The 24,437-nt window shown below is 64.0% G+C and carries 18 protein-coding genes, 2 tRNA genes and 4 pseudogenes; 14 read left to right on the plus strand and 10 right to left on the minus strand.

All coding sequences use genetic code 11. The features are described from left to right. Positions 1-1,417: pseudogene (locus BF95_RS30985) on the plus strand (glycine--tRNA ligase subunit beta); the annotation flags it as partial. 142 nt (positions 1,418-1,559) lie between these two features. Beyond that, positions 1,560-4,261 (plus strand): annotated as a pseudogene (gene ppdK, locus BF95_RS10325) (pyruvate, phosphate dikinase). Between the two features lie 54 nt (positions 4,262-4,315). Here ppdK and BF95_RS10330 read toward each other — a convergent pair. Continuing rightward, the gene (locus BF95_RS10330; RefSeq protein WP_043151306.1) at positions 4,316-4,795 is read right to left on the minus strand and encodes a hypothetical protein; all 480 of its coding nucleotides are present in this window, start codon (positions 4,793-4,795) and stop codon (positions 4,316-4,318) included. Positions 4,796-4,935: 140 nt separating this feature from the next. Here BF95_RS10330 and BF95_RS10335 point away from each other — a divergent pair. Further along, a tRNA-Arg gene (locus tag BF95_RS10335) sits at positions 4,936-5,012 on the plus strand. A gap of 55 nt (positions 5,013-5,067) precedes the next feature. Then, positions 5,068-5,144, plus strand: a tRNA-Arg gene (locus BF95_RS10340). Between the two features lie 15 nt (positions 5,145-5,159). Here BF95_RS10340 and BF95_RS10345 read toward each other — a convergent pair. The 7 genes and pseudogenes from BF95_RS10345 to BF95_RS10375 all read right to left on the minus strand — a co-directional run bounded on the left by BF95_RS10345 (position 5,160) and on the right by BF95_RS10375 (position 11,928). Beyond that, positions 5,160-6,608: a cobyric acid synthase gene (locus BF95_RS10345; RefSeq protein ID WP_043151363.1), complete on the minus strand. Its 1,449-nt coding sequence runs from the start codon at positions 6,606-6,608 to the stop codon at positions 5,160-5,162. A gap of 46 nt (positions 6,609-6,654) precedes the next feature. Beyond that, positions 6,655-6,873, minus strand: coding sequence for a hypothetical protein (locus BF95_RS10350; RefSeq protein WP_043151364.1), 219 nt, complete (start codon positions 6,871-6,873; stop codon positions 6,655-6,657). Between the two features lie 31 nt (positions 6,874-6,904). After that, positions 6,905-8,164, minus strand: coding sequence for an N-succinylarginine dihydrolase (locus BF95_RS10355; protein ID WP_043151307.1), 1,260 nt, complete (start codon positions 8,162-8,164; stop codon positions 6,905-6,907). Beyond that, a pseudogene (locus BF95_RS10360) lies at positions 8,161-9,178 on the minus strand (arginine N-succinyltransferase). Before BF95_RS10360 ends, BF95_RS10355 begins: the two are co-directional and overlap by 4 nt. An 18-nt stretch (positions 9,179-9,196) precedes the next feature. Next, positions 9,197-10,407, minus strand: a pseudogene (locus BF95_RS10365) (hydrolase). Positions 10,408-10,453: 46 nt separating this feature from the next. Continuing rightward, positions 10,454-11,353 (minus strand): DUF481 domain-containing protein, encoded by a 900-nt coding sequence (locus BF95_RS10370; protein WP_043151308.1) that lies wholly within the window; start codon positions 11,351-11,353, stop codon positions 10,454-10,456. Between the two features lie 89 nt (positions 11,354-11,442). Next, positions 11,443-11,928: an RNA pyrophosphohydrolase gene (locus BF95_RS10375; RefSeq protein WP_043151309.1), complete on the minus strand. Its 486-nt coding sequence runs from the start codon at positions 11,926-11,928 to the stop codon at positions 11,443-11,445. A gap of 188 nt (positions 11,929-12,116) precedes the next feature. Here BF95_RS10375 and BF95_RS10380 point away from each other — a divergent pair, with 188 nt between their 5' ends. After that, complete coding sequence (locus tag BF95_RS10380) at positions 12,117-13,499, plus strand: cryptochrome/photolyase family protein (protein ID WP_152542653.1); 1,383 nt, start codon at positions 12,117-12,119, stop codon at positions 13,497-13,499. Between the two features lie 36 nt (positions 13,500-13,535). Continuing rightward, the gene (locus BF95_RS10385; RefSeq protein ID WP_043151312.1) at positions 13,536-14,801 is read left to right on the plus strand and encodes an SAM-dependent methyltransferase; all 1,266 of its coding nucleotides are present in this window, start codon (positions 13,536-13,538) and stop codon (positions 14,799-14,801) included. A gap of 46 nt (positions 14,802-14,847) precedes the next feature. Here the strand turns inward: BF95_RS10385 and BF95_RS10390 are convergent, their stop codons facing one another. Beyond that, a complete protein-coding gene (locus BF95_RS10390; protein WP_043151313.1) occupies positions 14,848-15,561 on the minus strand; it encodes an SDR family NAD(P)-dependent oxidoreductase in 714 nt (237 codons plus the stop codon). Between the two features lie 143 nt (positions 15,562-15,704). Further along, positions 15,705-17,165, minus strand: coding sequence for an amidophosphoribosyltransferase (gene purF / locus BF95_RS10395; RefSeq protein WP_235209679.1), 1,461 nt, complete (start codon positions 17,163-17,165; stop codon positions 15,705-15,707). 215 nt (positions 17,166-17,380) lie between these two features. Between purF and ccmC the strand changes: the two genes are divergently transcribed. From ccmC to BF95_RS10430, 8 genes are all read left to right on the plus strand, one after another. After that, positions 17,381-18,115 carry a heme ABC transporter permease CcmC gene (gene ccmC / locus BF95_RS10400; protein WP_043151315.1) on the plus strand — a complete coding sequence of 245 codons (735 nt, stop codon included), beginning with the start codon at positions 17,381-17,383 and terminating at the stop codon, positions 18,113-18,115. A gap of 17 nt (positions 18,116-18,132) precedes the next feature. Beyond that, positions 18,133-18,264: a hypothetical protein gene (locus BF95_RS30330; protein ID WP_268747164.1), complete on the plus strand. Its 132-nt coding sequence runs from the start codon at positions 18,133-18,135 to the stop codon at positions 18,262-18,264. Then, entirely contained in the window at positions 18,261-18,707 is a 447-nt protein-coding gene (ccmE, locus tag BF95_RS10405) for a cytochrome c maturation protein CcmE (protein WP_043151316.1), read from the plus strand. Before BF95_RS30330 ends, ccmE begins: the two co-directional genes overlap by 4 nt. A gap of 135 nt (positions 18,708-18,842) precedes the next feature. Further along, positions 18,843-20,771, plus strand: a complete 1,929-nt coding sequence (locus BF95_RS10410; protein ID WP_043151317.1) for a heme lyase CcmF/NrfE family subunit — start codon at positions 18,843-18,845, stop codon at positions 20,769-20,771. Next, complete coding sequence (locus BF95_RS10415; RefSeq protein WP_043151365.1) at positions 20,768-21,295, plus strand: redoxin family protein; 528 nt, start codon at positions 20,768-20,770, stop codon at positions 21,293-21,295. The genes BF95_RS10410 and BF95_RS10415 overlap by 4 nt, the downstream gene beginning before the upstream one ends. Next, the gene (locus BF95_RS10420) at positions 21,292-21,702 is read left to right on the plus strand and encodes a cytochrome c-type biogenesis protein (RefSeq protein WP_043151319.1); all 411 of its coding nucleotides are present in this window, start codon (positions 21,292-21,294) and stop codon (positions 21,700-21,702) included. The genes BF95_RS10415 and BF95_RS10420 overlap by 4 nt, the downstream gene beginning before the upstream one ends. Further along, positions 21,699-22,340: a tetratricopeptide repeat protein gene (locus BF95_RS10425; RefSeq protein ID WP_043151320.1), complete on the plus strand. Its 642-nt coding sequence runs from the start codon at positions 21,699-21,701 to the stop codon at positions 22,338-22,340. The genes BF95_RS10420 and BF95_RS10425 overlap by 4 nt, the downstream gene beginning before the upstream one ends. Before the next feature lie 127 nt (positions 22,341-22,467). Next, positions 22,468-24,393 carry a potassium transporter Kup gene (locus BF95_RS10430; protein WP_043151321.1) on the plus strand — a complete coding sequence of 642 codons (1,926 nt, stop codon included), beginning with the start codon at positions 22,468-22,470 and terminating at the stop codon, positions 24,391-24,393. Positions 24,394-24,437: the final 44 nt, after the last annotated feature.

A 24,437-nucleotide genomic window follows, 5' to 3' on the forward strand; every position in this document is an offset into this window, starting at 1 on the left:
CGCGCGACACCGGCGTCGAACCCCCTCACCCCAGCCCTCTCCCCGCAGGGGAGAGGGAGCAGTTGGCCACCCTAGCCGAACAAGCCGCCCGCCTCTGCAAGGCCGACCTCGTCACCGAAATGGTCGGCGAGTTCCCAGAACTGCAAGGCATCATGGGCGGCTACTACGCCCGCGCCGAAGTGGATGAGAATGGCCTGCGGCGCTGGCCCGACGCCGTAGCCGACGCCATCCGCGACCATTACAAGCCGGTCGCCAAGGCGACGACGTCCCCACCGCGCCGGTCACCGTGGCAGTGAGTTTGGCGGATAAGCTGGATACTCTGTTCGGCTTTTTTGCCATGCATGAAAAGCCTAGCGGATCGCGAGACCCGTTTGCACTCAGGCGGGCAGCGATAGCGTCTATAAGGCTTATTTCTGAGAATAGGCTGCGTGTACCACTATCAGAGGTTCTTTTTGCTTGGCTGTTTATATTTGGCCGAGAAGGGTATGCATGGACGCTAGATGATGAAGTCGTTCGGAATGATGAAATCCGGTTCCATGGCCAGACTTCAGGTTTCAGGATGCGCGCCGAGGGTTTCAGCACGCGCGTAATTTCCGTCTTTGATGCCAAGACTGGGCATACGCTTGAGAATTACGTATTTTCCGAAATGAAATTTGCGAGTGAGGAATGGGCGAATAGTCGCATTTCGTTCATCGTTGAACGCGAACTTGGCGGTATCGAACTGGGCAAGTCGTATCAGGAAGGCGATGTCCACCTTTGGGATGTTGATGCTCCCGTAGATCAGGCTGCAAGTATCCTCGACTTCTTCGCCGACCGCCTCAAAGTCCAGCAACGCGAAGCCGGTGTCCGCCACGACCTGATCGACGCGGTGTTCGCGCTCGGCGGCGAGGACGATCTCGTCCGCCTGCTCGCCCGCGTCCATGCGCTGCAATCCTTCGTGGCGACCGATGACGGCGCGAACCTGCTCGCAGGCTACAAGCGCGCCGCGAACATCCTCAAGAAGGACGCGCCCGCCTCTTCCCCCCTCCCTATTAGGGAGGGGCCGGGGGTGGGTGCCGCCGTAGGCGGCTCCGACCTCTCGACGGAGGAAGGCTCGCTCCGCTCGCCACCCACCCCCAACCCCTCCCTGGAAGGGAGGGGAGGAAATTCGCTGTCCTACACGCCCGAAATAGCCGAAGCTGCGCTCATCGCCGCGCTCGACGTGGCGGAACCGCGCACGGCGCAGGCGGTGGCGGCGGAGGAGTTCGAGGGGGCCATGGCGGCGCTCGCTACACTCCGCGCGCCGATCGACGCCTTCTTTGAAAGCGTGACGGTCAATGACGCCGATCCCGCCAAGCGCTCGGCCCGCCTTGCGCTGCTGGCGCGGGTGCGTGACGCCGTTCATAGCGTGGCAGACTTTTCGAAGATTGCGGGATAACGCAACGAAATGCCAAGATGTGCGGGAAAAGTGCGAAGTTAAGACGGAATAATCCTATTCGATCGGGCGCGATCCGGCTATTGCTGCTGGATTGTTGCAACGCAATATATCGCATCGGCAATCAGTGCAGGGAGAGCCGGGAATGACTGAGACAGATGAGGCCATCATGACCAAGACCACGACGCGTTATGTCTATCGTTTTGGCGGCGGCGTGGATGATGGTGGGCAGGGGGATCGCAACCTTCTGGGCGGCAAGGGCGCGAACCTCGACGGCATGGCCGCGATCGGCCTGCCGGTGCCGCCGGGTTTCACCATCACGACGGAAATGTGTACGCGCTATTATGAAGATGGCGGCGTCTATCCCGATAGCGTGAAGGCGGAAGTCGCCACGGGCCTTTCCCATATCGAAGGGATCACTGGCAAGAAGTTCGGCGACGCCGCCGATCCGCTGCTCGTCTCGGTCCGTTCCGGCGCGCGCGCTCGATGCCCGGCATGATGGACACCGTCCTCAACCTCGGCCTCAACGACGAAACCGTCATCGGCCTCGCCACCACCTCGGGCGACGAGCGGTTCGCCTGGGACAGCTATCGCCGCTTCATTCAGATGTATTCGGACGTCGTGCTGGAACTGGACCATGGCGCGTTCGAGGAAGCGCTCGAAGTCGCCAAGGAAGACCAGGGCTACAGCCTCGACACCGAAATGACCGCCGACGACTGGAAGGCATTGGTCGCCGAATATAAGGCGCTCGTGAAGAAGCTGTGGGACAAGCCCTTCCCGCAGGACGTGCATGACCAGCTTTGGGGCGCGATCAGCGCCGTGTTCGGCTCCTGGCAGTCGGAACGCGCGAAAGTCTATCGCCGCCTCAACAACATCCCCGGCGAATGGGGCACCGCCGTCAATGTGCAGGCGATGGTGTTCGGCAATATGGGCGAAACCTCGGCCACCGGCGTCGCCTTCACCCGCGATCCCTCGACCGGCGAAAATGTCTATTATGGCGAATTTCTGATCAACGCCCAGGGCGAGGACGTCGTCGCCGGCATCCGCACCCCGCAATATCTGACGCTCGCCGCGCGTGAGCGGGCAGGGGCCAAGCCGCTGTCGATGGAAGAGGCGATGCCGGACACCTATGCCGAACTGGCCAAGGTGTTCCAGATCCTCGAAACCCATTATCGCGACATGCAGGACATTGAATTCACCGTCCAGCAGGGCAAGCTGTGGATGCTCCAGACCCGATCGGGCAAGCGCACGGCGAAGGCCGCGCTGAAGATGGCCGTCGACATGGCGCATGAAGGCCTGATCACCGAGGAAGAAGCCGTCGCCCGCGTCGATCCCGCCGCGCTCGACCAGCTGCTTCACCCCACGCTCGATCCCAAGGCCCCGCGCGACGTGCTGACCAAGGGGCTGCCCGCCTCGCCCGGCGCGGCATCGGGCCATATCGTGTTCGACGCCGACACCGCCGAACGTCGCAACGAAATGGGCGACGCCGTCATCCTCGTCCGCGTCGAAACCAGCCCCGAAGACATTCACGGCATGCATGCGGCCAAGGGCATCCTGACCGCGCGTGGCGGCATGACCAGCCACGCCGCCGTCGTGGCGCGCGGCATGGGCCGTCCCTGCGTCTCGGGCGCTGGCGGCATTTCGATCGACACCAAGGCGAACATCCTGCGCATCGGCGGCCGTGAGCTCAAGGAGGGCGATATCCTCACCCTCGACGGGTCGACCGGCGAAGTCATGGCGGGCGAAGTGCCCACCGTGCAGCCTGAGCTGGCGGGCGACTTCGGCGTCCTGATGGTCTGGGCCGACAAGGTCCGCCGTCTCAAGGTCCGCGCCAACGCCGAAACCCCGCAGGACTGCAAGGTCGCGCGCGAATTCGGTGCGGAAGGCGTCGGCCTCTGCCGCACGGAACATATGTTCTTCGACGCCGCCCGCATCACCGCCGTCCGCGAAATGATCCTCGCCGACAGCGAAAAGGGTCGCCGCATCGCGCTCGAACGGCTGCTGCCGGAACAGCGCGACGATTTCGCGCAGATCTTCATGGTGATGGCGGGCCTGCCCGTCACCATCCGCCTGCTCGATCCGCCGCTGCACGAATTCCTGCCGCATGCCGAAGCCGAGTTCGAGGAAGTCGCCAAGGCGGCGGGTATTTCGGTGGACGTGCTCAAGCGCCGCGCCAGCGAACTGCATGAATTCAATCCCATGCTGGGCCATCGCGGGTGCCGTCTGGGCGTCACCTATCCCGAAATCTACGAGATGCAGGCCCGCGCAATCTTTGAAGCGGCGTTGATCGTCAAGCAGCGCGGCGGCGAAGCGCCGATCCCGGAAGTCATGATCCCGCTCGTTGCGACGCGCAAGGAACTGGAGTTGATGAAGGCGATCGTCGATCGCGTCGCCGCCGAAGTCTTCGCCGAACAGGGCGACAGCGTCGAATATCTCGTCGGCACGATGATCGAACTGCCCCGTGCCGCGCTCAAGGCCGGGGAAATCGCGGAAGTTGGCGAATTCTTCTCCTTCGGCACCAACGATCTGACCCAGACGACGATCGGCATCAGCCGCGACGATGCAGGCCGGTTCCTCGGCACCTATGTCGACAAGGGCATCTTCGCCCGCGATCCCTTCGTCAGCATCGATGTCGAAGGCGTGGGTGAACTGATCCAGCTCGCCACCGAACGTGGCCGCAAGACCCGTCCCGGCATCAAGCTCGGCATCTGCGGCGAACATGGCGGCGATCCGGCCTCGATCGCTTTCTGCGAAGAGACGGGACTCGATTATGTCTCGGCCTCGCCCTATCGTGTGCCGATCGCCCGCCTGGCCGCTGCGCAAGCCGCACTCGCCAGCAAGGCATAAGAAAAGGGCGGGGAGCAATCCCCGCCCTTTCCATGTGTAAACCGACGCTGGGGCTTAGCCGAACAAGCCACGCTTGGCGGGCTTGGTCTCCAGCGTTTGTGCCTGACCGCGCCAATCCTCCCGCGCGATCGTGCCGGGCTGCAACCCCAACCGGGCTTCCAATGTGGCTTCCTGCTCGGCACCGAGCGTCGCGATCTGCCCGAACCGCTGATAGCCCGCTTCGTTGAGCGACACTTCCTGCGCCTGGCTGATCCCGTTGATGCGGCTCAGATCATCGCGCTCATGCGTGGCAGCAGCGGCCACGCCGCTCGTCGCACCGGCGCCTACCGGCACCGCCTGCCGTTCCAGCTCGCGCACGCGCGTCTCGGCCGCCTCTAACCGGGCATCGCGATCCTTCACCGATTGCCGATGCAACAATTGTTCGTCGCGCCAGGCCCGGCGATATTTGCCGCGCCCACTTATCATCAGGCCGAATATCAGGCCGATGACCAAGGCGATCAACAGCAAGGCAATGTCATTCAGGGTAAAGCTCATGGCGGGTCCTCCTGCCCATCCGAACGGTGCAGCGCGGCAAAAGTTGCTCGTTCTTCGTTCCGGTTCGGAAACGGGCCATAAAAGTGCAAAAAAGGGGCTTGCCCAAATGGCCGGGCGCTTCTATCTGCGCCTCTCCAAATGCACCCATAGCTCAGCTGGATAGAGCATCAGACTACGAATCTGAGGGTCGGGCGTTCGAATCGCTCTGGGTGCACCATTTTCCGAAGGGCTTTATCGGGCAGGCTTCCAGCCTCTCCGCCAGCCTTTCCTCTGCACCCATAGCTCAGCTGGATAGAGCATCAGACTACGAATCTGAGGGTCGGGCGTTCGAATCGCTCTGGGTGCACCATTTTTCCCATCAGCGTCAGCCCATCGCCAGCGCGATCATGGCATCGACATCGGCATGGGTTTCGAGCAGGTTCGCGACCTCCTCCAGCGCATCCTCGACCGACTGGTCATAATCCTGCCCCGCCGACGCACTGCCCAACCGCCGCAGCAAGGCATCGCGCAACGCCGTGCTGGCAAGCAGCCCATGGATATAGCTGCCCATCACCCGCCCATCGCGGCTGATCGCGCCATCTGGCCTGTCGCCCAGCATGGCAAAGGGCCGCGCGCAATCCGGGCCAGCGGTCCGCCCCATATGCATCTCATAGCCGCCAAATTCGGCCCCCAGCGCCCGGCCACGCACCGCTTCCAGCGTCTTGGTCCCGCCGAGCACCGTCTCGATATCCAGCAGCCCCACCCCCGCGACCGACCCCGGCGGTCCCTCCAGCCCGTCCGGGTCGGCGATCGTCCGCCCCAGCATCTGGTATCCGCCGCATATCCCCAGCACCGCGCCGCCGCGCCGGTGATGCGCGCATATGTCGATGTCCCACCCCTGCGCCACCATCGCCCGCATATCCGCGACGCTGGCCTTGGAGCCGGGCAGGATCACCAGCGCCGCCTCGGCCGGAATGACCTGACCCGGCCCGATCATGCGCAGGTCGATGCCGGGTTCCAGCTTCAGCGGATCGACATCATCGAAATTGGAAATGCGCGGCAGGACCGGGCAGGCGACCACCAGCGGCGCTTCGACCGAAAATTGCCGCCGCTCCAGCACGACCGCATCCTCGCTCGGCAGCCGCGCGACGGCATCCAGCCAGGGCACCACCCCCATGCCACGCCAGCCTGACAGCGCCTCGATCTGCGCATAGCCATCCATGAACAAAGCCGGATCGCCGCGAAATTTGTTGATCAAAAATCCGCGGATCATCGCCGCATCCGCCGGGTCGATCACCGTGCGCGTGCCCACCACCGCCGCGATCACGCCGCCCCGGTCGATATCGCCGACCAGGATTACCGGCACATTGGCGGCGCGGGCAAAGCCCATATTGGCGATGTCGCCCGCGCGCAGGTTGATCTCGGCGGGCGATCCCGCGCCCTCGACCACGACGATGTCGCATTGCGCCTGCAACCGGGCATAGCTGTCCAGCACCGCCCCCAGCAATTCGCCCCGCGCCGCGCGGAAATTGCCCGATCCCAACGTGCCGCGCACCTGGCCATGGACGATCAGCTGCGATGTGCGGTCGGCCTGCGGCTTCAACAGCACCGGGTTCATATCCGTATGCAGCGGCACGCGGCAGGCAATCGCCTGCAACGCCTGTGCGCGGCCGATCTCGCCGCCATCGGCGGTCACCGCCGCATTGTTGGACATATTCTGTGGCTTGAACGGGCGGACCCGATAGCCGCGCCGCACGAGCGCCCGGCACAGCCCGGCGACCAGCACCGACTTGCCGACATCCGATCCGGTTCCCTGCAACATGATGGCACCCATGGCCATCATTCCTGACCGGCGGGGCCGACCAGCGCAAGCCCTTGGGCTATCCGTAGGTGCGCCGATATTCGAGCGTGTCCAATATCATGCCGCCGCCCATGAACACCGCGCCGGTGCACGCGAGAGCCAATAGCTGTCCGCCGGTGCCGGGATATTGCTGCATATAGGCGACGCCGCGCTCGGTCGCGCCCAGCGCGAGCGCATAGATGATCAGAAACGCCTCGAACTTGGTCTTGACGATGAAAAGACGCTTGATCCGTTCCATTTCGATTCCATCCGGCGTTTGGCCCCCGCCATCAGGGCGATAGATCGCCGGAAAGCTGCAGATGGTCAACAAGCGTTAACCATGATTGTTCGATCCGCGCGATCAACGTGGTGTCGCCCAGCCCGTCTGGCGCGATGTCTTCGGGCCAGTAATCTGCCACGATTCCCGCGATTGCGTCCAGCTTCGCCTCATCCACCAGGAAGCGCGGATCGATCGTCGCCGGATCGGCCACGACGCGCAGGCGCAGACAGGCCGGACCACCGCCATTGGCCATTGATTGACGCACATCGACAGGTACGAGTCGCCGGATCGGCCCATTGCCCGCGATCATCTGCTCCAGCCATTGCCATACCGCTGGCGTCTCCCGCGCTTCGGTCGGCAGCACCAGCGCCATTTCGCCGGTCGGCAGCGTGACCAATTGCGCATTGAACAGGTAACTTTTGATCGCATCGGACAGGCTCACCGCGCTGGCGGGCACCTCCACAATCTCGACGCAGGGCAGGGCGGCGCGCAGATCGGTATAGAAACCCTCCTTGTCGGCAAAGGCCAGTTCATGGGTGAACAACACCCGCTCATTGGCCACCGCCACCACATCATTGTGGAAAGCGCCCGCCGCAATCGCTTCCTCGGACTGCTGCACGAACAAAGTCCGCGCCGCGTCCAGTCCATGCCGCCGCGCCACGGCCTTGCTCGCCTCGACATGCTGGCGCGCGGGGAAGGGGCCGCCCGACTGGCCATAGACGAAGACCTCGACCCCCGGCTGGTCATGCCGTTCGGCCAACCGCATATGATTGGCCGCGCCCTCGTCGCCAAAGGGCGGCGGCACCGGGCCATGGACGGCGAAAACGCTCTGGTCGGAAAAGGCGACCCGCAATTGCGCCAGCGTCTGGGGCCATTCATGGCTGCGATGCGCCATCGTCACCAGGTTCGCGACGGTCAAATGCGTGCGCCCGTCGCCTGTGTCGCTGGCGGGCGACACCGTCGCCGCATTGGCGGCCCACATGGACGAAGCCGACATCGCCGCCGCGCGGATATGCGGCTCGGCCGCGCCGACATCAGTCCCCAACTGCGCCAACCACGCCCCATCGGGTCGCCATTGCGGCAGGAATAGGCCCTGTGTCAGCCCCAGCCGAATATTGCCGCGCATCTTTTCGATACCCTGCAACGCCGCCGCGCGCGGATGCGACACCGCGCCCGCATTGCGCGCCGACGCCAGATTGCCGACGCTCAAGCCCGCATAATTGTGGCTCGGCCCGATCAGCCCGTCGAAATTAATCTCGGTAACGCTCATGCCCGCCCCGCCATGGTGAACTCGACCCCCGGTTCCAGCCCGATCCGCGCCGCGCTCGCCGCATCGAGCGACACGACGCCGTCCACTTCCTGCACGAAACCCCAGGTGCAGCGATAGTCCGCCAGCCGCCCGGTCGCGATCAGCATCTTGTCGCCGCCCTTGTCATGCGTCGCACCCAGCGTCACGTCGCGCGCGCCCGCAATCGTCTTCAACTGGTCGATCTGCCCGACCATCGTCGGCCCGCCGTCGAAAAATGTCGACATAGCCCGCATTGTCGAACCCTTCGGTCTCCAACATCCGCATCGCCGCCCGGCCATTGGGATGGGGCAGGCCGATGACCGCGCGCGCACTGTCGGTCAGCATCGCGGTATAGATGGGCGTCTTGGGCATCAGGTCGGCGATGAACTGGTTGCCGTTGACGGCATTGAACTCGTCCGCCTCCTGAAAGCTCATGCCGAAAAAGCGTCCGGCCAACCCGTCCCAGAAGGGCGAACCGCCCGCCTCGTCGATCACCCCGCGCAATTCGGCGATCACCTTGTCGCCGAAACGCTGCCGATGCCCGCGAATATAGAGATAGCGGCTGCGCGACAGCAGCAGACCCAGCCCCTCGGCCCGTTCGCGCGGATGCAGGAACAGCCCGCCGACCTCGACCGACCCTTCCAGATCGGTCGTCAGCGATAGCATCTGCGCCCGGAATGTCCGGCCGAGTTCACGGCTATGCTGGGTCAGCATCCCCAGCCGATAGGAATAGAAGGGCCAGCTTTGCCCCACGGTCGAGAAGATCTGGCAAGTGCCGCGCACTTGCCCCGTCTCGACATTTTCCAGCACCATGACGATCAGCTCGTCGGCAATGCCATCCTCCTCGCGCGCCAGCGCCGCCTCGGTCCGCTCCAGCTTGGCGGCCAAAGATTTGCGGTCGGGCGGCAGGTTGGTGAAGCCACCTCCGGTTAGCTTCGCCATTTCATACAGCGTCTGCAAATCCTCCGCCCGCGCGGTTCGCATGATGAAACTCAAGCGCTTACCCTCTCTTCTTCATATCTTATATCTGCCTTGCGCGATCCGCAGCAGCGCCAGCGCCGACAACCGCGCCCGTTCGGGCAGGCTGTCGGCGATCAGAAATTCGGCATCGCTATGGATGCTCCCGCCGCGCACGCCCATCGTGTCGACCACCGGCACACCGCAGGCCGCGATATTATTGCCGTCGCACACGCCGCCCGTATCGCGCCACCCGATCTCCAGTCCCAGGTCCGCGCCACATTGCTTGACCAGCCCGAACAAACGCTCGGCCTTGTCATCCATGGGCTTTGGCGGCCGTCCGAAGCCGCCGTGGAGATGCAGGCTGACATCATGGTCGCGCGCCACATCGGCCATCGCCCGCTCGATCAGCGCTCGCGCTGCCGCCTCATCCGGCGCGTCCGGGGCCGGAAATTGACCCGCAGTACCGCATGGTCGGGCACCACATTGTTCGGCCCGCCGCCTTCGATTTTCACGGGATTGCACGAACAGCCGGGGCCACTCCCGGCCTTGAGCCGCAACGCCAGATCGGCCGCCGCCAGCAGCGCGTTGCGCCCATCATCGGGATTGCGCCCGGCATGGGCGCTCAGACCGGTCACCACGATCGAGAAATTGCCGCTCCCCGCCCGCGCGCCCGCCAGCGTACCATCGGGCAGGGCAGGCTCATAGGTGAAGGCCGCGACCTTGCCAGCCGCCACTGTCCGCAACAATCCGGCGGAGGAGGGGCTGCCCACTTCCTCGTCACTGTTGATGACGACGTCATAGCCAAGTGTCTGCGCCGCCTCCGTTCCCTCGATCGCGCGCAGCGCCGCCAGCATGACCGCAATGCCGCCCTTCATGTCGGCGACCCCCGGCCCGTTCAGAACGCCGGGTTCAATCCAGCGCTGCGCTTGGAACGGGTGATCGGCGGCAAAGACCGTATCCATATGTCCTGTGAGCAAGATCTGCACCGGGGCTTCCGGCCGCACCGATAAATGCAGATGCTGCCCATGCCGGATCGTCTCGACGCGCCCGTCGGCGCGCATCGTCTCGACCGGTGCCGCTTCGATCAGCGTCACGTCGCCCGGCAGCACGGAAAAAGCATCCGCCAGCGCCGCCGCCATCTGCGCCAGTCCATCCAGATTGCGTGATCCGCTGTTGATCGCTGCCCAATCCTGCACCTGCGACAGCATCGGGGCATCCGCAGCCCGCTCCAGCAGAGCGGCTTCGATCGATGATAAGGGGTTCATGGCAAGGGTCTATCAGAGCGCGTCGCGCGCCTCCACCCCCACCGCGTCAGAAGTCGTAGGTCAGCGTCAACCGGCTCAGCGTGTCCAGATCGCGCGCGCTCAGCAGCGTTTCCGATTCATATTGGACGTTATAAGACAAGGCGGCCGACAGTCGCGCCGCCACCTTCGTTTCTACTGCCGTCAGCGAATTGAACGAATAGACATCGCTCTCCGCATAACCTGCCGCCGTCTGCTTGAGCGTCAGCGTCGGCGACAAGCGCCACACCGCCGCCATCGATCCACGCGCACCGAGTTTGGTCTCGCGCTCGCCGGTCAGATATTTGGCATGGCGCACCGACGGGCCGATATCGACTTGCAGGTCCAACGGCGTACTGACGATCAGTTTATAGCCGATGCCGACTGACCCGGTATAGCGTTCATCATAGCCGATCGACGTGTCGCGCTCGAACTGCGTCAACCCATAAGCAAAGCCGCGCGGATCGAACTGATAGCGTGGCTCATAGCCGGCAAGATAGCGTTCGCGCGACGTCACGCCATTGGCGCGGCGATAATCCGCCGTCGCGCTCAATTTGTGGGACCATTGCAGGCCGGTACGAGTCGCGGTGGCCGTGCCGCTCAGGCCCAGCTCGCTGGTGGAGCCGGTCGAGCGGAACCCGCCCGCTTCGACCCGACCAGTCCATAATTCGGTGAAGCGGGCCTCGCGAATCACGGTGTCGTGGGTCGCCTTGGTCCGTTCCTTCCAGCTATTGACCATCCGCTGGATTTCGTCGCCCGACGCCGGATTGGTCTGACGGGCGATTTTGGCGACGGTGGCGATCTCCGTCTCGCTGCCATTGGCGATTGCCGCTTCCAGCATTTCGCGCACCGATGTCGGCAACAAAATGGGATCGGCAGCCAGGGCCGGGGCAGCAAACAGGAAAGACATCAGGATCAGACAAGCGCGCATTTGTCCGTCATAACCGCTCGACCGCAAAACTTAAGCCCCTAAGTGCCCGTTTTAAACACGGCCCGCCGCAGGAAGTGTGTCGCAACGGTTCAGATCAACGATTTGAATTCCTGCAGGATATCGCGATACAGCTTGCGCTTGAACGGCACGATCAGTTCCGGCAGCGTTTCGGGTTCGGCCCATTTCCAGCTGCGAAATTCGGGATGCTTGGTCTCAATATTGACGTCGCTGTCCTGCCCCAGGAAACGGGCGAGATACCAATATTGCCGCTGGCCGCGATATTTGCCGCCCCATAATTTGCCTAGCAATTCGGGCGGCAGGTCATAGAAATGCTCGTCCTTCGCCTTGGCGATGATCTCGACATGCTCCGGGCCGATGCCGGTTTCCTCGCCCAGTTCGCGCAGGGCTGCCGTCTTGGCGTCCTCGCCCTCGTCGATTCCGCCTTGCGGCATTTGCCAAGCTTCCACGACATTATCGAGCCGCTGGCCGACGAAGACCTTGCCATCCCTGTTGACCAGCATGATGCCGACGCACGGCCGATATGCCATTTCCCGTTCATTGGGCGTGGAAGCCATAAATCCCCTGAATCTTTCTCATATGATGCCACTCACCCCAAGCAGGGCACCGGCCCTAAGGATAAGCGCGGCCGCAGCGCGCGTCCATGGATCGAATCGCGCATGGCCTGATTTGCGACGGGCCGTTGGTCAGCAATATGCCCGATAGGGTGGTTGGAACCCGGCCCGGTGCCGCGCATTGCCCAACCATGTCCACCAACGCCCCCGTCCTGCTCTGGCTTCGCCAGGATCTGCGCCTGTCCGATCAGGCTGCGCTCGCCGCCGCCGTTGAGGAAGGCCCGGTTATCCCGGTCTATATATTGGACGATGCCACCCCGCGCACCTGGGCGATGGGCGGCGCGTCGCGCTGGTGGCTGCACCACAGTCTGTCCAGCCTGGACGCGCAGCTGCGCGAAAAGGGATCGCGCCTCATCCTACGGCGCGGGGCGTCCGCCGAGATGCTCGCGCAACTGGCGCAGGAGACGGGTGCGCGCCGCGTCCACGCCCTCCATCATTATGAACCTTGGTGGCGCAATGCGGAAAAGGCAGTGGCCAAGGCGCTCGACCTTTGCCTTCATGATGGTGGTCTGCTGCTGCCACCGGGCGCGGTGCGCACCGGGGCAGGGGGCATCTATCGCATCTATACGCCCTTTTCCCGCGCGGTGATGGAGCATATGCCGCCGCCTACGCCCACCCGCGCGCCTGCAACCATCCCGTCACCCGACCAATGGCCAGCCAGCGACGCGCTGGAGGACTGGGCCTTGCTGCCCACCAAGCCCGATTGGGCCAGCGGCTTCACCGAAGACTGGACGCCCGGCGAAGCAGGTGCGCGCGCGCATCTGACCGCCTTTCTCGATGAGGTTGGCGACTATCCGGTCGCGCGCAATCTGCCTTCGGTCGAAGGCTCCTCGCGCCTGTCACCCCATCTCCACTTCGGCGAAATTTCGCCCGCCACCGTCTGGCACCGTGTCGCGGCTTCAGGACAGGATGCAACAATCTACCTCAAGGAACTGATCTGGCGCGATCATGCCCATGTGCAGATTTGCCAGATGCCAACCTATGGCTCCGAAAATGCCCGCGCCGATTTCGACGCGCTGGAGTGGCGCGACCTGCGCGGTGCCGGGTCCGATTTTGCCGCTTGGAAGACCGGCCATACCGGCTATCCGATCGTGGATGCGGGCATGCGCCAGCTTTGGGCGACCGGCTGGATGCATAACCGTGTGCGCATGATCGCCGCCAGCTTCCTCATCAAGCATCTGCTGATCGACTGGCGCCATGGCGCGCGCTGGTTCTGGGATACGCTGGTCGACGCCAGCTACGCCAATAACAGCGTCAATTGGCAATGGGTCGCGGGCAGCGGGGTGGATGCTAATCTGTTCACCCGCATCATGGCCCCGCTCAGCCAGTCGGAAAAATTCGACGCCGCCGCCTATATCCGCCGCTGGGTGCCTGAACTGGCCGACCTCAACGACAGCGTCATTCACGACCCCGACGCGCATGGCGCTCGCCCCGCCGCTTATCCGCCCAAGATCATCGAGCATCGCGAAGGCCGCGAGCGCGCGCTGGCCGCCTATCGTCACGCAAAGGGGTGATTGCAGCGCCCGCCTGCTTGGGGCAGGAATGACGTCATGAATGCAGTCGATCCCCGCCGCGGCCGTCGCGCGCTTTCCGTGCGTCAGCCGCCCCGTTCCGGCAAGCCCGGCCGGTTGGGGCGAGTGCTTGGACCGCTCTTCCATCATTTGCTCGACCGGATCGACCGGGGATTGGATCAGGGATCGCTCGATGCCATTCTGCCCGACGGCGCGCGCCGGATGTTGGGCGGTCGTGCGCCGGGGCCGCATTGCGAAGTCCATCTCGTCCATTGGCGCGCGCTGGTCCGCTTGGCCACTGGCGGATCGGCGGGCTGGTATCGCGCTTGGGCGGCGGGCGAATGGACCAGTCCCGACCCGGTGCCGCTCTTCGCGCTGTTCATGACCAATGCCGTCGCGCTGGGCCGTGTCGCGCGTCCCAATGGCCCGACCCGCTGGATTGGCCGTGCCATCCACTGGGCCCGCCGGAACAGCCGCACCGGATCGCGCCACAACATCGCCTATCATTATGACCTGGGCAATGACTTTTACCAGCTCTGGCTCGACGAACTCATGCATTATTCCAGTGCCTTGTTCACTGATCCTGACAGCGAGTCGGAAGACCTGGAACAGGCCCAGCGGCGCAAAGTCGATGCGATCCTCGACCGGCTGGCGCTCAAGGATGGCGATTCCCTGCTCGAAATCGGCTGCGGATGGGGTGGCCTCGCCGAACAGGCGATGGAGCGGCGGGCGATCGCCTATACCGGCCTGACCCTCTCGACCGAGCAGGCCGATTATGCGCGCGACCGCCTCGGCTCGGGCGCACAAATATGCCTCACCGACTATCGCGATGCACAGGGGCAATATGACGCCATATCCAGCGTCGAGATGGTCGAAGCCGTCGGGCTACGCTATTGGCCCGCCTATCTCGCCACCATCCATCGCTTGCTCAAACCCGGCGGACGCGCCGCGATCCAATATATATTGATCGATGACGCCATTTTTGACCGCTATGCGCGCGGCGCGGACTTCATCCAGACCTATATCTTCCCTGGCGGCATGCTGATGTCGGAAAGCCGCTTCCGCGCGCTGGCCGAGAAGCAAGGGCTGGAATGGCGCGACGTCCATCGCTTCGGCCAGCATTATGCCCAAACGCTCCGCCGCTGGCGCGAACGCTTCGACCAGGCGATCGAGCAGGGCCGCTTGCCTGCCAACTTCGACCAGCATTTCGTGGCTTTATGGCGCTATTATCTTATGTATTGTGAAGGCGGCTTCCGCGGCGGCGGCATCGACGTCGCGCAGGTCACACTGGTAAAGCCCAGCTAAAATCACTGTTGGTTTCGAGCGTAGTCGAAAAACGCCCGCGCCGCGTTCAGCCATCGACCCGCATGCGATATCCAGTCGGCGTATCCGCCGCGACCATCCCGACGATCGCATCGGCCACCACTTCCGGGCCTTTGAGCGTCGCAGGGTCTTCCCCCGGAAAGGCCCGCGCGCGCATTGCCGTGCGGGTCGCGCCCGGATCGACAATATGGGTGCGGATGGCCGAGATATTCTTCATCTCTTCGCCATAGGCCCCCACCAACGTCTCCAGCGCCGCCTTCGACGCGCCATAAGCGCCCCAATAAGCCCGCGGCACCACCACCGACGATGTCACCGCCACCACTCGCGCATCGCCGCTTGCGCGCAACATGCCGTCGAACGCCGCTATCAGCGCCTGGGGCGCGACGATATTGAGCGTCAGCATCCGCGCAAATTCCTTGGCGTCGATCGCCGGCACAGCCGCCAGCGCGCCCAGCGTCGCGGCATTCAGCACCAGGATATCGAGCGCGTCCCAGCGCCCGCCGATCGCCTGCGCCAGCCGCCCGATGCTCTCGCCGTCGATCAGGTCGAGCGGCGCGATCGTCGCGCTGCCGCCTGCGCCATGAATGCGCTCCTCCACTTCTTCCAGTCCGCCGGTCGTCCGTCCCGTAAGCACGACATGCGCGCCCGCTCGGCCCAGCGCCTCGGCGGTCGCTGCGCCAATGCCCCGGCTCGCCCCCGTAACGAGAGCCAATTTGCCGGAAAGGGGAAGCGTGTCAGTCATAGCATCTCGTCATTGTCAAACAGAGTAGGTTCCGTTCGCCCTGAGCCTGTCGAAGGGCCTCACTTCCTGGAGAAGGAAGGGGCTGCGACAGGCTCAGCCCGAACGGATATTTTAGGTTCGGAGAAAAGCGCAAGGAAAGCCCGTCAGGCCACCCGTTCGGCCAGCAATTCCAGCTGGTTGGTTACCACCACGTCATCCTGGTCGGTCAGTGCGGTGGGATAGTCGCCGGTAAAGCAGGCGTCGCAATATTGCGGCCGCGTATCGGCCCGCTTCGCCTCGCCCAGTGCCTTGTACAGACCATCGATCGAGATGAAGGACAGGCTGTCGGCATGGATGAAATCCTGCATGCCGCCCACGTCCAGCTTATGCGCCAGCAGCTTGGTGCGTTCGGGCGTATCGACGCCATAGAAGCAGCTATGCTTGGTCGGTGGCGACGCGATCCGCATATGCACCTCAGCCGCGCCCGCCTCGCGCATCATCTGCACGATCTTTAAGGACGTCGTCCCCCGCACGATCGAATCGTCGATCAGCACGATCCGCTTGCCTTTGATCAGCGCACGGTTGGCATTATGCTTCAGCTTCACGCCCAGATGCCGCACCTTGTCGCCCGGCTGGATGAAGGTCCGCCCGATATAGTGCGAGCGGATGATGCCCAGTTCAAAGGGAATGCCCGATTGCTGCGCATAGCCGATCGCGGCAGGCACGCCGCTGTCGGGCACGGGGATCACATAATCGGCCTCGACCGGATTTTCGATCGCCAGCTGCGCGCCGATCGCCTTGCGGACTGAATAGACGCTCGACCCATCGACGATCGAATCGGGGCGGCTGAAATAGACATGCTCGAAGATGCAGGGGCGCGGATGCACGGCGCCGAACGGCCGATGCGACCGGATTTCGCCTTCATTGGTGACGATCACCAGTTCGCCCGGCTCGATCGTGCGCAGATATTCCGCACCAACCACGTCCAGCGCGACTGTTTCGGACGCGAAGATCGTCGTCTCGCCCAATTTCCCCATCACCAAAGGCCGGATGCCCAGCGGATCGCGGCAGGCGATCATGCCTTCGGGCGTCATGACGATCAGCGAATAGGCACCCTCGACCTGCTTCAACGCATCGATGAACTTGTCGAGCAACGTGCGATAGCTTGATGTCGCCACCAGATGGATGATGACCTCGGTATCCGACGTCGACTGAAAGATCGACCCGCGCCGAATCAGTTCGCGCCGCACCTTCATCGCGTTGGAGATATTGCCATTATGAGCGATCGCGAATCCGCCCGAATTCAACTCGGCATAGAGCGGCTGCACATTGCGCAGCGATGTCTCGCCGGTGGTCGAATAGCGCACATGGCCGCAGGCCGCGTCGCCCGGCAATCCGCGAATCACCTCGTCCCGGTCGAAATTCCCCGCCACATGGCCCATGGCCCGGTGGGTGTGGAAATCATGCCCGTCCCAGCTGGTGATACCGGCGGCTTCCTGCCCCCGATGCTGGAGCGCGTGGAGGCCGAGCGCGACGATAGCGGACGCCGAATCAGCGCCGGAAACGCCGAAAATGCCGCATTCCTCGCGCAACTTGTCGTCGTCGAAGGGGTTCGTAGTCATCATGGGTGCGAGCGGTTCCATAGCCGTTCCAGAACAACCCGAAAGGAATATCCCAGGGCCGTCGTTGAGCGCGCATATAGGGACTTGCGACCGCTTTGTCGCCCTCCTGTCATAAAAAAGCGTCGGGGCGTGCCGCAACGCAGCGTTTCCGTCGGCTCGCTATCCGCAAAATGCCCCACTGGCATTGCTTCCTACGCCCCGCTACAGACGCAGCCCTGATGCATCGCTTTGCCAATCCCGCCCGCTTCCTCAAGATCGCGCGCCCATTGACGGGCTGGCTGTTCTGGCCGGGCCTTGCCCTGTTGCTGGCGGGCTGCGCTTGCGGCCTGTGGCTGACGCCCGCCGATTATCTGCAGGGGCAGACGGTGCGCATCCTTTATATCCATGTGCCCGCCGCCTGGCTCGGCATGGGTGGCTGGACCGGCATCGCCATCGCCGCGCTGGTGCAACTGGTGTGGCGGCACCCGCTTGCCGCCGTGGCTGGCCGCGCCATTGCTGCGCCCGGCGCGCTGTTTACCGCCATCTGTCTTGCCACCGGATCGATCTGGGGACGCCCGACCTGGGGAACCTGGTGGGAATGGGACGGGCGTATGACCTCCATGCTGGTCCTCTTGTTTCTCTATCTTGGCTATATCGCGCTCGCCAATGCCAGCGCGCGACAGGGAACGAGCGCCGGGCAGGGCGGCGTCAGCAACGTCACCGCCATCTTCGGCCTGGTCGGCGCGGTCAATATTCCAATCATCAATCGCTCGGTCGTCTGGTGGAATAGCCTGCATCAGGGGCCATCCATCACCATGCGCGGGTCCAGCATCGATATGGCGATCCTGTGGCCGCTGGGCCTGACGTTGCTCGGCTTCACATTGTGGTTCGGCGCGATCGTGCTGATGCGAATGCGCGCGATCCTGGCGCAGAACAAGGTCGAGGCGCGGATGCAGCGCCTTGCCCGTGGATAGGCGGAGAGGGTGACCCGATGAACCAATGGACCTTCGTCATCGCCGCCTATGCGGTCACGCTGCTGGGCACGGCGGCGGTCAGCTGGCTTAGCTGGCGCGCCATGGGCCGCGCCGAAATCCAGGCCGAAAAGCTGGTGGACCGCGCATGAAGGCCAAGCATCAACGGCTGATCCTCGCGCTCGCCGCGCTGATCGCGCTCATCGGCGCGGGCCTGCTCGCCGCCTCTGCGCTCAAGGATGAGGCCGCCTATTTCTATGCGCCTGGCGATGTGAAGACCAAGGGCGTCGAACCCGGCAAGGCGATCCGCCTGGGCGGTATGGTGGTCAAAGGCAGCCTCAAGCGCGCACCCGATGGCGTCACCCTGTATTTCGACGTCACCGACGGCAAGGCGACCGTCCCCGCCACCTTCAGCGGCATCGCGCCCGACCTGTTCAAGGAAGGCAGCGGCGTCGTCGCCGAAGGATCGTTCGATACCAAAGGCACCTTCATCGCCACCAACCTGCTCGCCAAACATGACGAACGCTATATGCCCCGCGAACTGGAAGGCATGAGTTACAATGAAACCACCCGCGAAATCGAGGTGGACCGGTGAGGCGTTTTCAAAATTCCGTTCGCCCTGAGCCTGTCGAAGGCTCGACCGACCGAAGGGAGGTCACTTCGCTTCGCTCAGCGGAGGGCTTCGACTTCGCTCAGCCCGAACGGTAGCTATTATGATGGCATCCGCCCTATGATCGCCGAAATCGGCCTCGCCGCGCTCTGGCTCGCCGCCGCGCTCGCGCTGCTGCAACTCGTCCTCGCCTTCACTGGCCTCAAGGGTAACAAGCCCGATCTGCTCGCTGCCGTTCGCCCCGCCGCCGTGGCGCAGGGCGTGTTGACCGCCATCGCCTTCGCCGCGCTCGTAACGCTCTTTCTGCGCTCGGACATGTCGGTGCTGCTGGTCGCCACCAACAGCCATTCGGCCAAGCCCTGGCTCTATAAATTCGCGGGCACCTGGGGCAATCATGAAGGCTCGATGCTGCTCTGGGTCACGGTCATGGGCGTCGCCGGGGCCGCCGTCGCCCTGTTTGAGCGCGCGCTGCGCCGTGACACCCATATGGCGACGCTGGGCGGACAGGCGGCGATTTCCCTCGGCTTCTACGCTTTCCTGCTCTTCTCCTCCAACCCCTTCGCCCGCATCGCCCCGGCACCGGCGGACGGGCAGGGGCTGAACCCGCTGCTGCAAGACCCCGGTCTCGCCTTCCATCCGCCCACGCTTTATATCGGCTATGTCGGCCTCTCGGTCGCCTTCTCCTTCGCGATCGGCGCACTGCTGACGCGGCAGGTTGATGCCGCATTTGCGCGTGCGATGCGTCCGTGGGTGCTGGCCGCTTGGGTGATGCTGACGCTGGGCATCACCGCGGGCAGCTACTGGGCCTATTATGAATTGGGCTGGGGCGGCTGGTGGTTCTGGGACCCGGTCGAAAATGCCTCGCTCATGCCCTGGCTCGCCGCGACCGCCTTGCTCCACAGCGTTACCGTGCTGGCGACCCGCGACGCCCTGCGCGCCTGGACGGTCATGCTGGCGGTCGTCGCCTTCTCCATGTCGATGGTCGGCACCTTCCTTGTGCGGTCGGGCATCCTCACCAGCGTCCACGCTTTCGCGGTGGACCCGGAACGCGGCAGCTTCATCCTCGGCCTGCTCGCCCTCTATATCGGCGGTGCGCTCGCCCTTTTCGGCTGGCGCATCGGTGCCGTCCGCGAAGGCGCGCCATTCGAACTGGTCAGCCGCGAAACCATGTTGGTTATCAACAACTTGCTGCTAACGGTCATATTGGGCCTGGTCCTTATCGGCACCCTCTATCCGCTGATGACCGAAGCGTTCGGCCACAAGGTCTCGGTTGGCGCGCCCTATTTCGACCGGATCGCCGGGCCGATCGCGCTGGCGCTGATGATCGCCATGGCGGTCGGGCCGATGGTGCGCTGGCGCAGGGACAATGCACGAGTAGTGACCAAACGTTTGGTAATCCCCTTTCTCATAGCGCTATCCTTGTCCGCTTCGCTGTCCGTTTTGGCGTGGGGCCGCATCGGCATTCTGCCGTTCCTTGGCCTCGTCATCGCCGGAGCGGTTGGAGTCGCCAGCCTCGCGCCCTTGTGGAAACGCAACCTCCGCCGCACTCCGCTGTTCACTTATGGCATGGTCATCGCGCATCTGGGCTGTGCCGTCAGCTTGGGGGGAATGGCCAGCGACTCCGCCTTCACGGTCGAGAAACTGGTCGCCGCCCGCCCCGGCGACATGATCCAGACCGCAGGCTGGCAGCTCCGCTTCGTACAGATACAACCCATAGCGGGCGATAACTGGACCGCGCTCCAGGCCGACATGGAAGTGCGTCGCGGCGGCGCGCCGGTGATGATCCATCCCCAGTCCCGCTTCTTCGCCTCGCCCCCGACCACGACCAGCGAGGCGGCTTTGCTCACCCGCTGGAACGGCCAGCTCTACGTCGTGCTGGGCGAAGAGGTTGAAGGCGGCCGCTGGCAATTGCGCATCTGGTGGAAGCCCTTCGTCACGCTCATCTGGTTCGGCGGCATCCTGATCGCCTTGGGTGGCGCGCTGGCGCTGCTCGGTCGCGAACGGCGCGGCTGGCTGATGAAGTGGCGCGCAAAGGCGGCGATGGCATGAGGAAGCTGCTGATCTGGCTCCCGCTTGGGCTTTTCCTGGGCTTCATCGCCCTGTTCGCCAGCGGCTTGTTCCAGCCTGACGATCGCGTCATCCATTCCCGCCTGGTCGGCCAGCCGCTTCCGGCTTTCATGCTGCCCGCCGCCGCCAGCGACCGTCCGCCGCTCGCCAGTGCGCAAATGGCTACGGGCCAGCCGCGGCTGCTCAATATCTTCGCCAGCTGGTGCGTCCCCTGTGCGGCTGAAGCCCCGCAATTGCTGGCGCTCAAACAGGCCGGTGTCCCGATCGACGCGATCGCCATCCGCGACGCCCGGCCCGATGTCGATGCCTTCCTCGCCCGCTATGGCAATCCTTACGCCCGCATCGGCCTCGACGCCCGCAGCGCCGTCCAGATCGCACTTGGATCGTCGGGCGTCCCCGAAACCTTCATCGTCGATGGCAAGGGCCGCATCGCCTACCAGCATATCGGCGACATCCGCGCCGACGATGTGCCGATGATTCTCGAAAAGCTTAGGGCCGCGCAATGAGACTCATCCTCGCGTTCCTCTTCGCGCTGATCGCGACCCCGCTCGCCGCCCAAACCGCGCTGCCGCCCGCGCCCTATGCCGATCGCCAACTCGCCGACCCGGCACAGGAACACAAGGCCAAGGCGCTGATGGAGACGATCCGCTGCCTGACCTGTCAGAGCCAGTCGATCGCCGACAGCAATGCCAGCATGGCCGGCGACATGCGCTCGCAGATCCGCGAGCGGATCATGGCGGGTGAGCAACCCGAAGCGATCCGCGCCTGGCTCATCGCCCGCTATGGCGACTGGGTCAGTTACGAACCCACCGCCGCCCCCATCCTCTGGCCGCTGTGGGGCGCGCCCTTGCTGCTGCTTGGCCTTGGCCTGCTGTTGCTGCGCGGCCGGATCAAGCGAAAGGCGCGGTCATGACCGGCTGGTTCCTTGCCTTCGGCCTTGCCGCGATGGCCTTCATCGCCATGCTGCTGCTTGGCCGCATTCCGCGATCCGCGCGCGAGATCAGCGCGGCCGCGTTGCTCCTGGGGCTTGCGGGTTATGCTTGGCAGGGCAATCCCGGCCTTGCCGGTGCGCCACGCTCGACCAAGCCGATCAAGGGCCAGTTCGACGAGAAGCTCGCCGAAGAGCGGCGCAATCTTGGCGAGCGCTTTGGCCCGACCGGGCAATGGCTGATCCTGTCCGATGGCCTCGGCCGCCAGGGCAAGACGAAGGATGCCGCCAACATCCTGCTGTCGGGCCTGCGCGCCAGGCCCGACGACGCTACGCTGTGGCTCGGCTTCGGCAATGCGCTCGTCGCCCACGCCGATGGCATATTGTCGCCGGGGGCGGACTTCGCCTTCCGACGCGCCATGGCGCTCGATGCCGAAGGCCTTGCGCCCCGCTATTTCTACGGCCTGGCGCTGGCGCGCAACGACCAGTTGCAGGCGGCGCGCGCGATGTGGGCACCGCTGGCGGCCAGCGCGCCGGAGGGTAGCAAGTTCAAGACGGAACTTCAGGCCAATATCGCGCGTATCGATGCCCTTCTGGCTCAGGATGGAACGGCCGCACCTTAGGCACGCAGCGTCGCATTGCACGCCCCAGTGGGGCATGGTAGGGCGCGGCGGTTTGTGGGGTGACAGCATCGTCCGTCATCGCTTCTCTTCGGATGTCGACACAGTATGACCATTGCGTTTTTCCTGCATGGCTGACCTGCTTCCCAACACCGCGCCGACGTCCGGCGAGGAAGAAACAGGCCACGGACACGCCCGTCAGAAAGCTACCGTCAAGCTGGTGGTTGGTGCCATCGGCATCGTGTTTGGCGACATCGGCACCAGCCCGCTTTACGCCTTCCGCGAAACCTTCGCCGGTCATCACCAACTGACGCTCGATCCCGACCATATATTGGGCGTGATCAGCCTGATGTTCTGGTCGATGATGCTGGTGGTGACGCTGAAATATGTCAGCATCATCATGCGCGCCGACAATAAGGGGGAGGGTGGCAGCCTGGCGCTGCTCGCGTTGATCAACGGCAAGACCCAGACCCAGCGATGGTCGCGCGGCATCGTCCTGCTCGGTGTGTTCGCGACGGCGCTCTTCTACGGCGACTCGATGATCACCCCGGCGGTTTCCGTACTGTCTGCGGTCGAAGGACTTGCGGTCTACAATCCCGTCTTGGCACCCGCGATCCTGCCCGTGGTAATCCTGATTCTGGTCGGTTTGTTCTGGATACAGGGTTTGGGCACGAATAAGGTCGCGACGCTCTTCGGCCCGATCATGCTGCTTTACTTCTTGACGATCGCGACGCTGGGTGTGCTCTCGATCATCCAGACCCCTGGCATCCTCTACGCCTTCAACCCCTATTGGGCGGTGATGTTCTTCGTCACCGATCCGCTGCCCGCCTTCCTCGCGCTTGGCTCAGTCGTGCTGGCGGTCACCGGTGCAGAAGCGCTCTATGCCGATATGGGCCATTTCGGCCGCAACCCGATCCGCGTATCCTGGCTTGCTTTCGTGCTGCCCGCGCTGATGCTCAACTATATGGGGCAGGGCGCTCTGCTGTTCCGTGAAGGGGCCGCAGCGCTTGACAGCCCCTTCTACAATCTCGCACCGCAATGGGCGCAGTTGCCCTTGATCGGCCTTGCGACCATGGCCGCGATCATTGCGTCGCAGGCGGTGATCTCCGGGGCCTTCTCGGTCACGCAGCAGGCGATCCAGCTTGGTTTCATGCCCCGCTTGCGTATCGCCCACACCAGCGCCGCGACCGCAGGCCAGATCTACATTCCCCTCATCAACTGGGGTTTGATGGTGATGGTCATCCTGCTTGTGCTGACCTTCAAGACCTCGTCCAACCTGACCGCTGCCTATGGCATCGCAGTCACCGGCGCGATGTTCATCGACAACGTCCTGCTGACCGTCGTGCTGTACCGGTTGTGGAACTGGAAATGGTATTATGCCGCGCCGGTGCTGGCCGTTTTCTACATCGTCGATGGTGCCTATCTCGCAGCAAACCTGACCAAGGTGCCCGATGGTGGCTGGTTCCCGCTGCTGATCGGCTTCATCATCTTCACCCTGCTGACCACCTGGTCGCGCGGTCGCCGCCTGGTGCAGGATCGCCTGCGCGAAGCCGCGATGCCGATTCCGGTCTTCGTGGCATCCGCCGCCAACAGCGCGGTGCGCGTGCCGGGCACAGCGGTTTTCATGACCTCGACGCCCGATGGCGTACCCCATGCGCTGCTCCACAACCTCAAGCATAACAAAGTGCTGCACGAGCGGGTCATCCTGCTGACGGTCAAGATCAAGGACGTGCCGGTGGTCGAGGATGACGGCCGCTGCAAGCTGGAGGATCTGGGCCGGGGCTTCTTCCGCATGGTCCTGCAATATGGCTTCATGCAGGAACCCGATGTCCCCGCCGCGCTCAAAAATGTGTCGGGCTGCGGCCAGGCGTTCAAGATGATGGACACCAGTTTCTTCCTGGCGCGCCAGACCCTGTTGCCGTCGTCCAAGCCCGGCATGCCGCTGTGGCGGGAAAAAATCTTCGCCTGGATGCTCCGCAACGCGGAAAGCGCGATGGAATTCTTCCGCCTGCCCACCAACCGCGTGGTCGAATTGGGCAGCCAGGTCGAGATATAAAAAGGGCGCGGCCTTTACCAAAGCCGCGCCCCACAGGCTTACGT

The sequence above is a fragment of the Sphingobium sp. Ant17 genome (assembly GCF_000588875.1).
GTDB lineage: Bacteria > Pseudomonadota > Alphaproteobacteria > Sphingomonadales > Sphingomonadaceae > Sphingobium.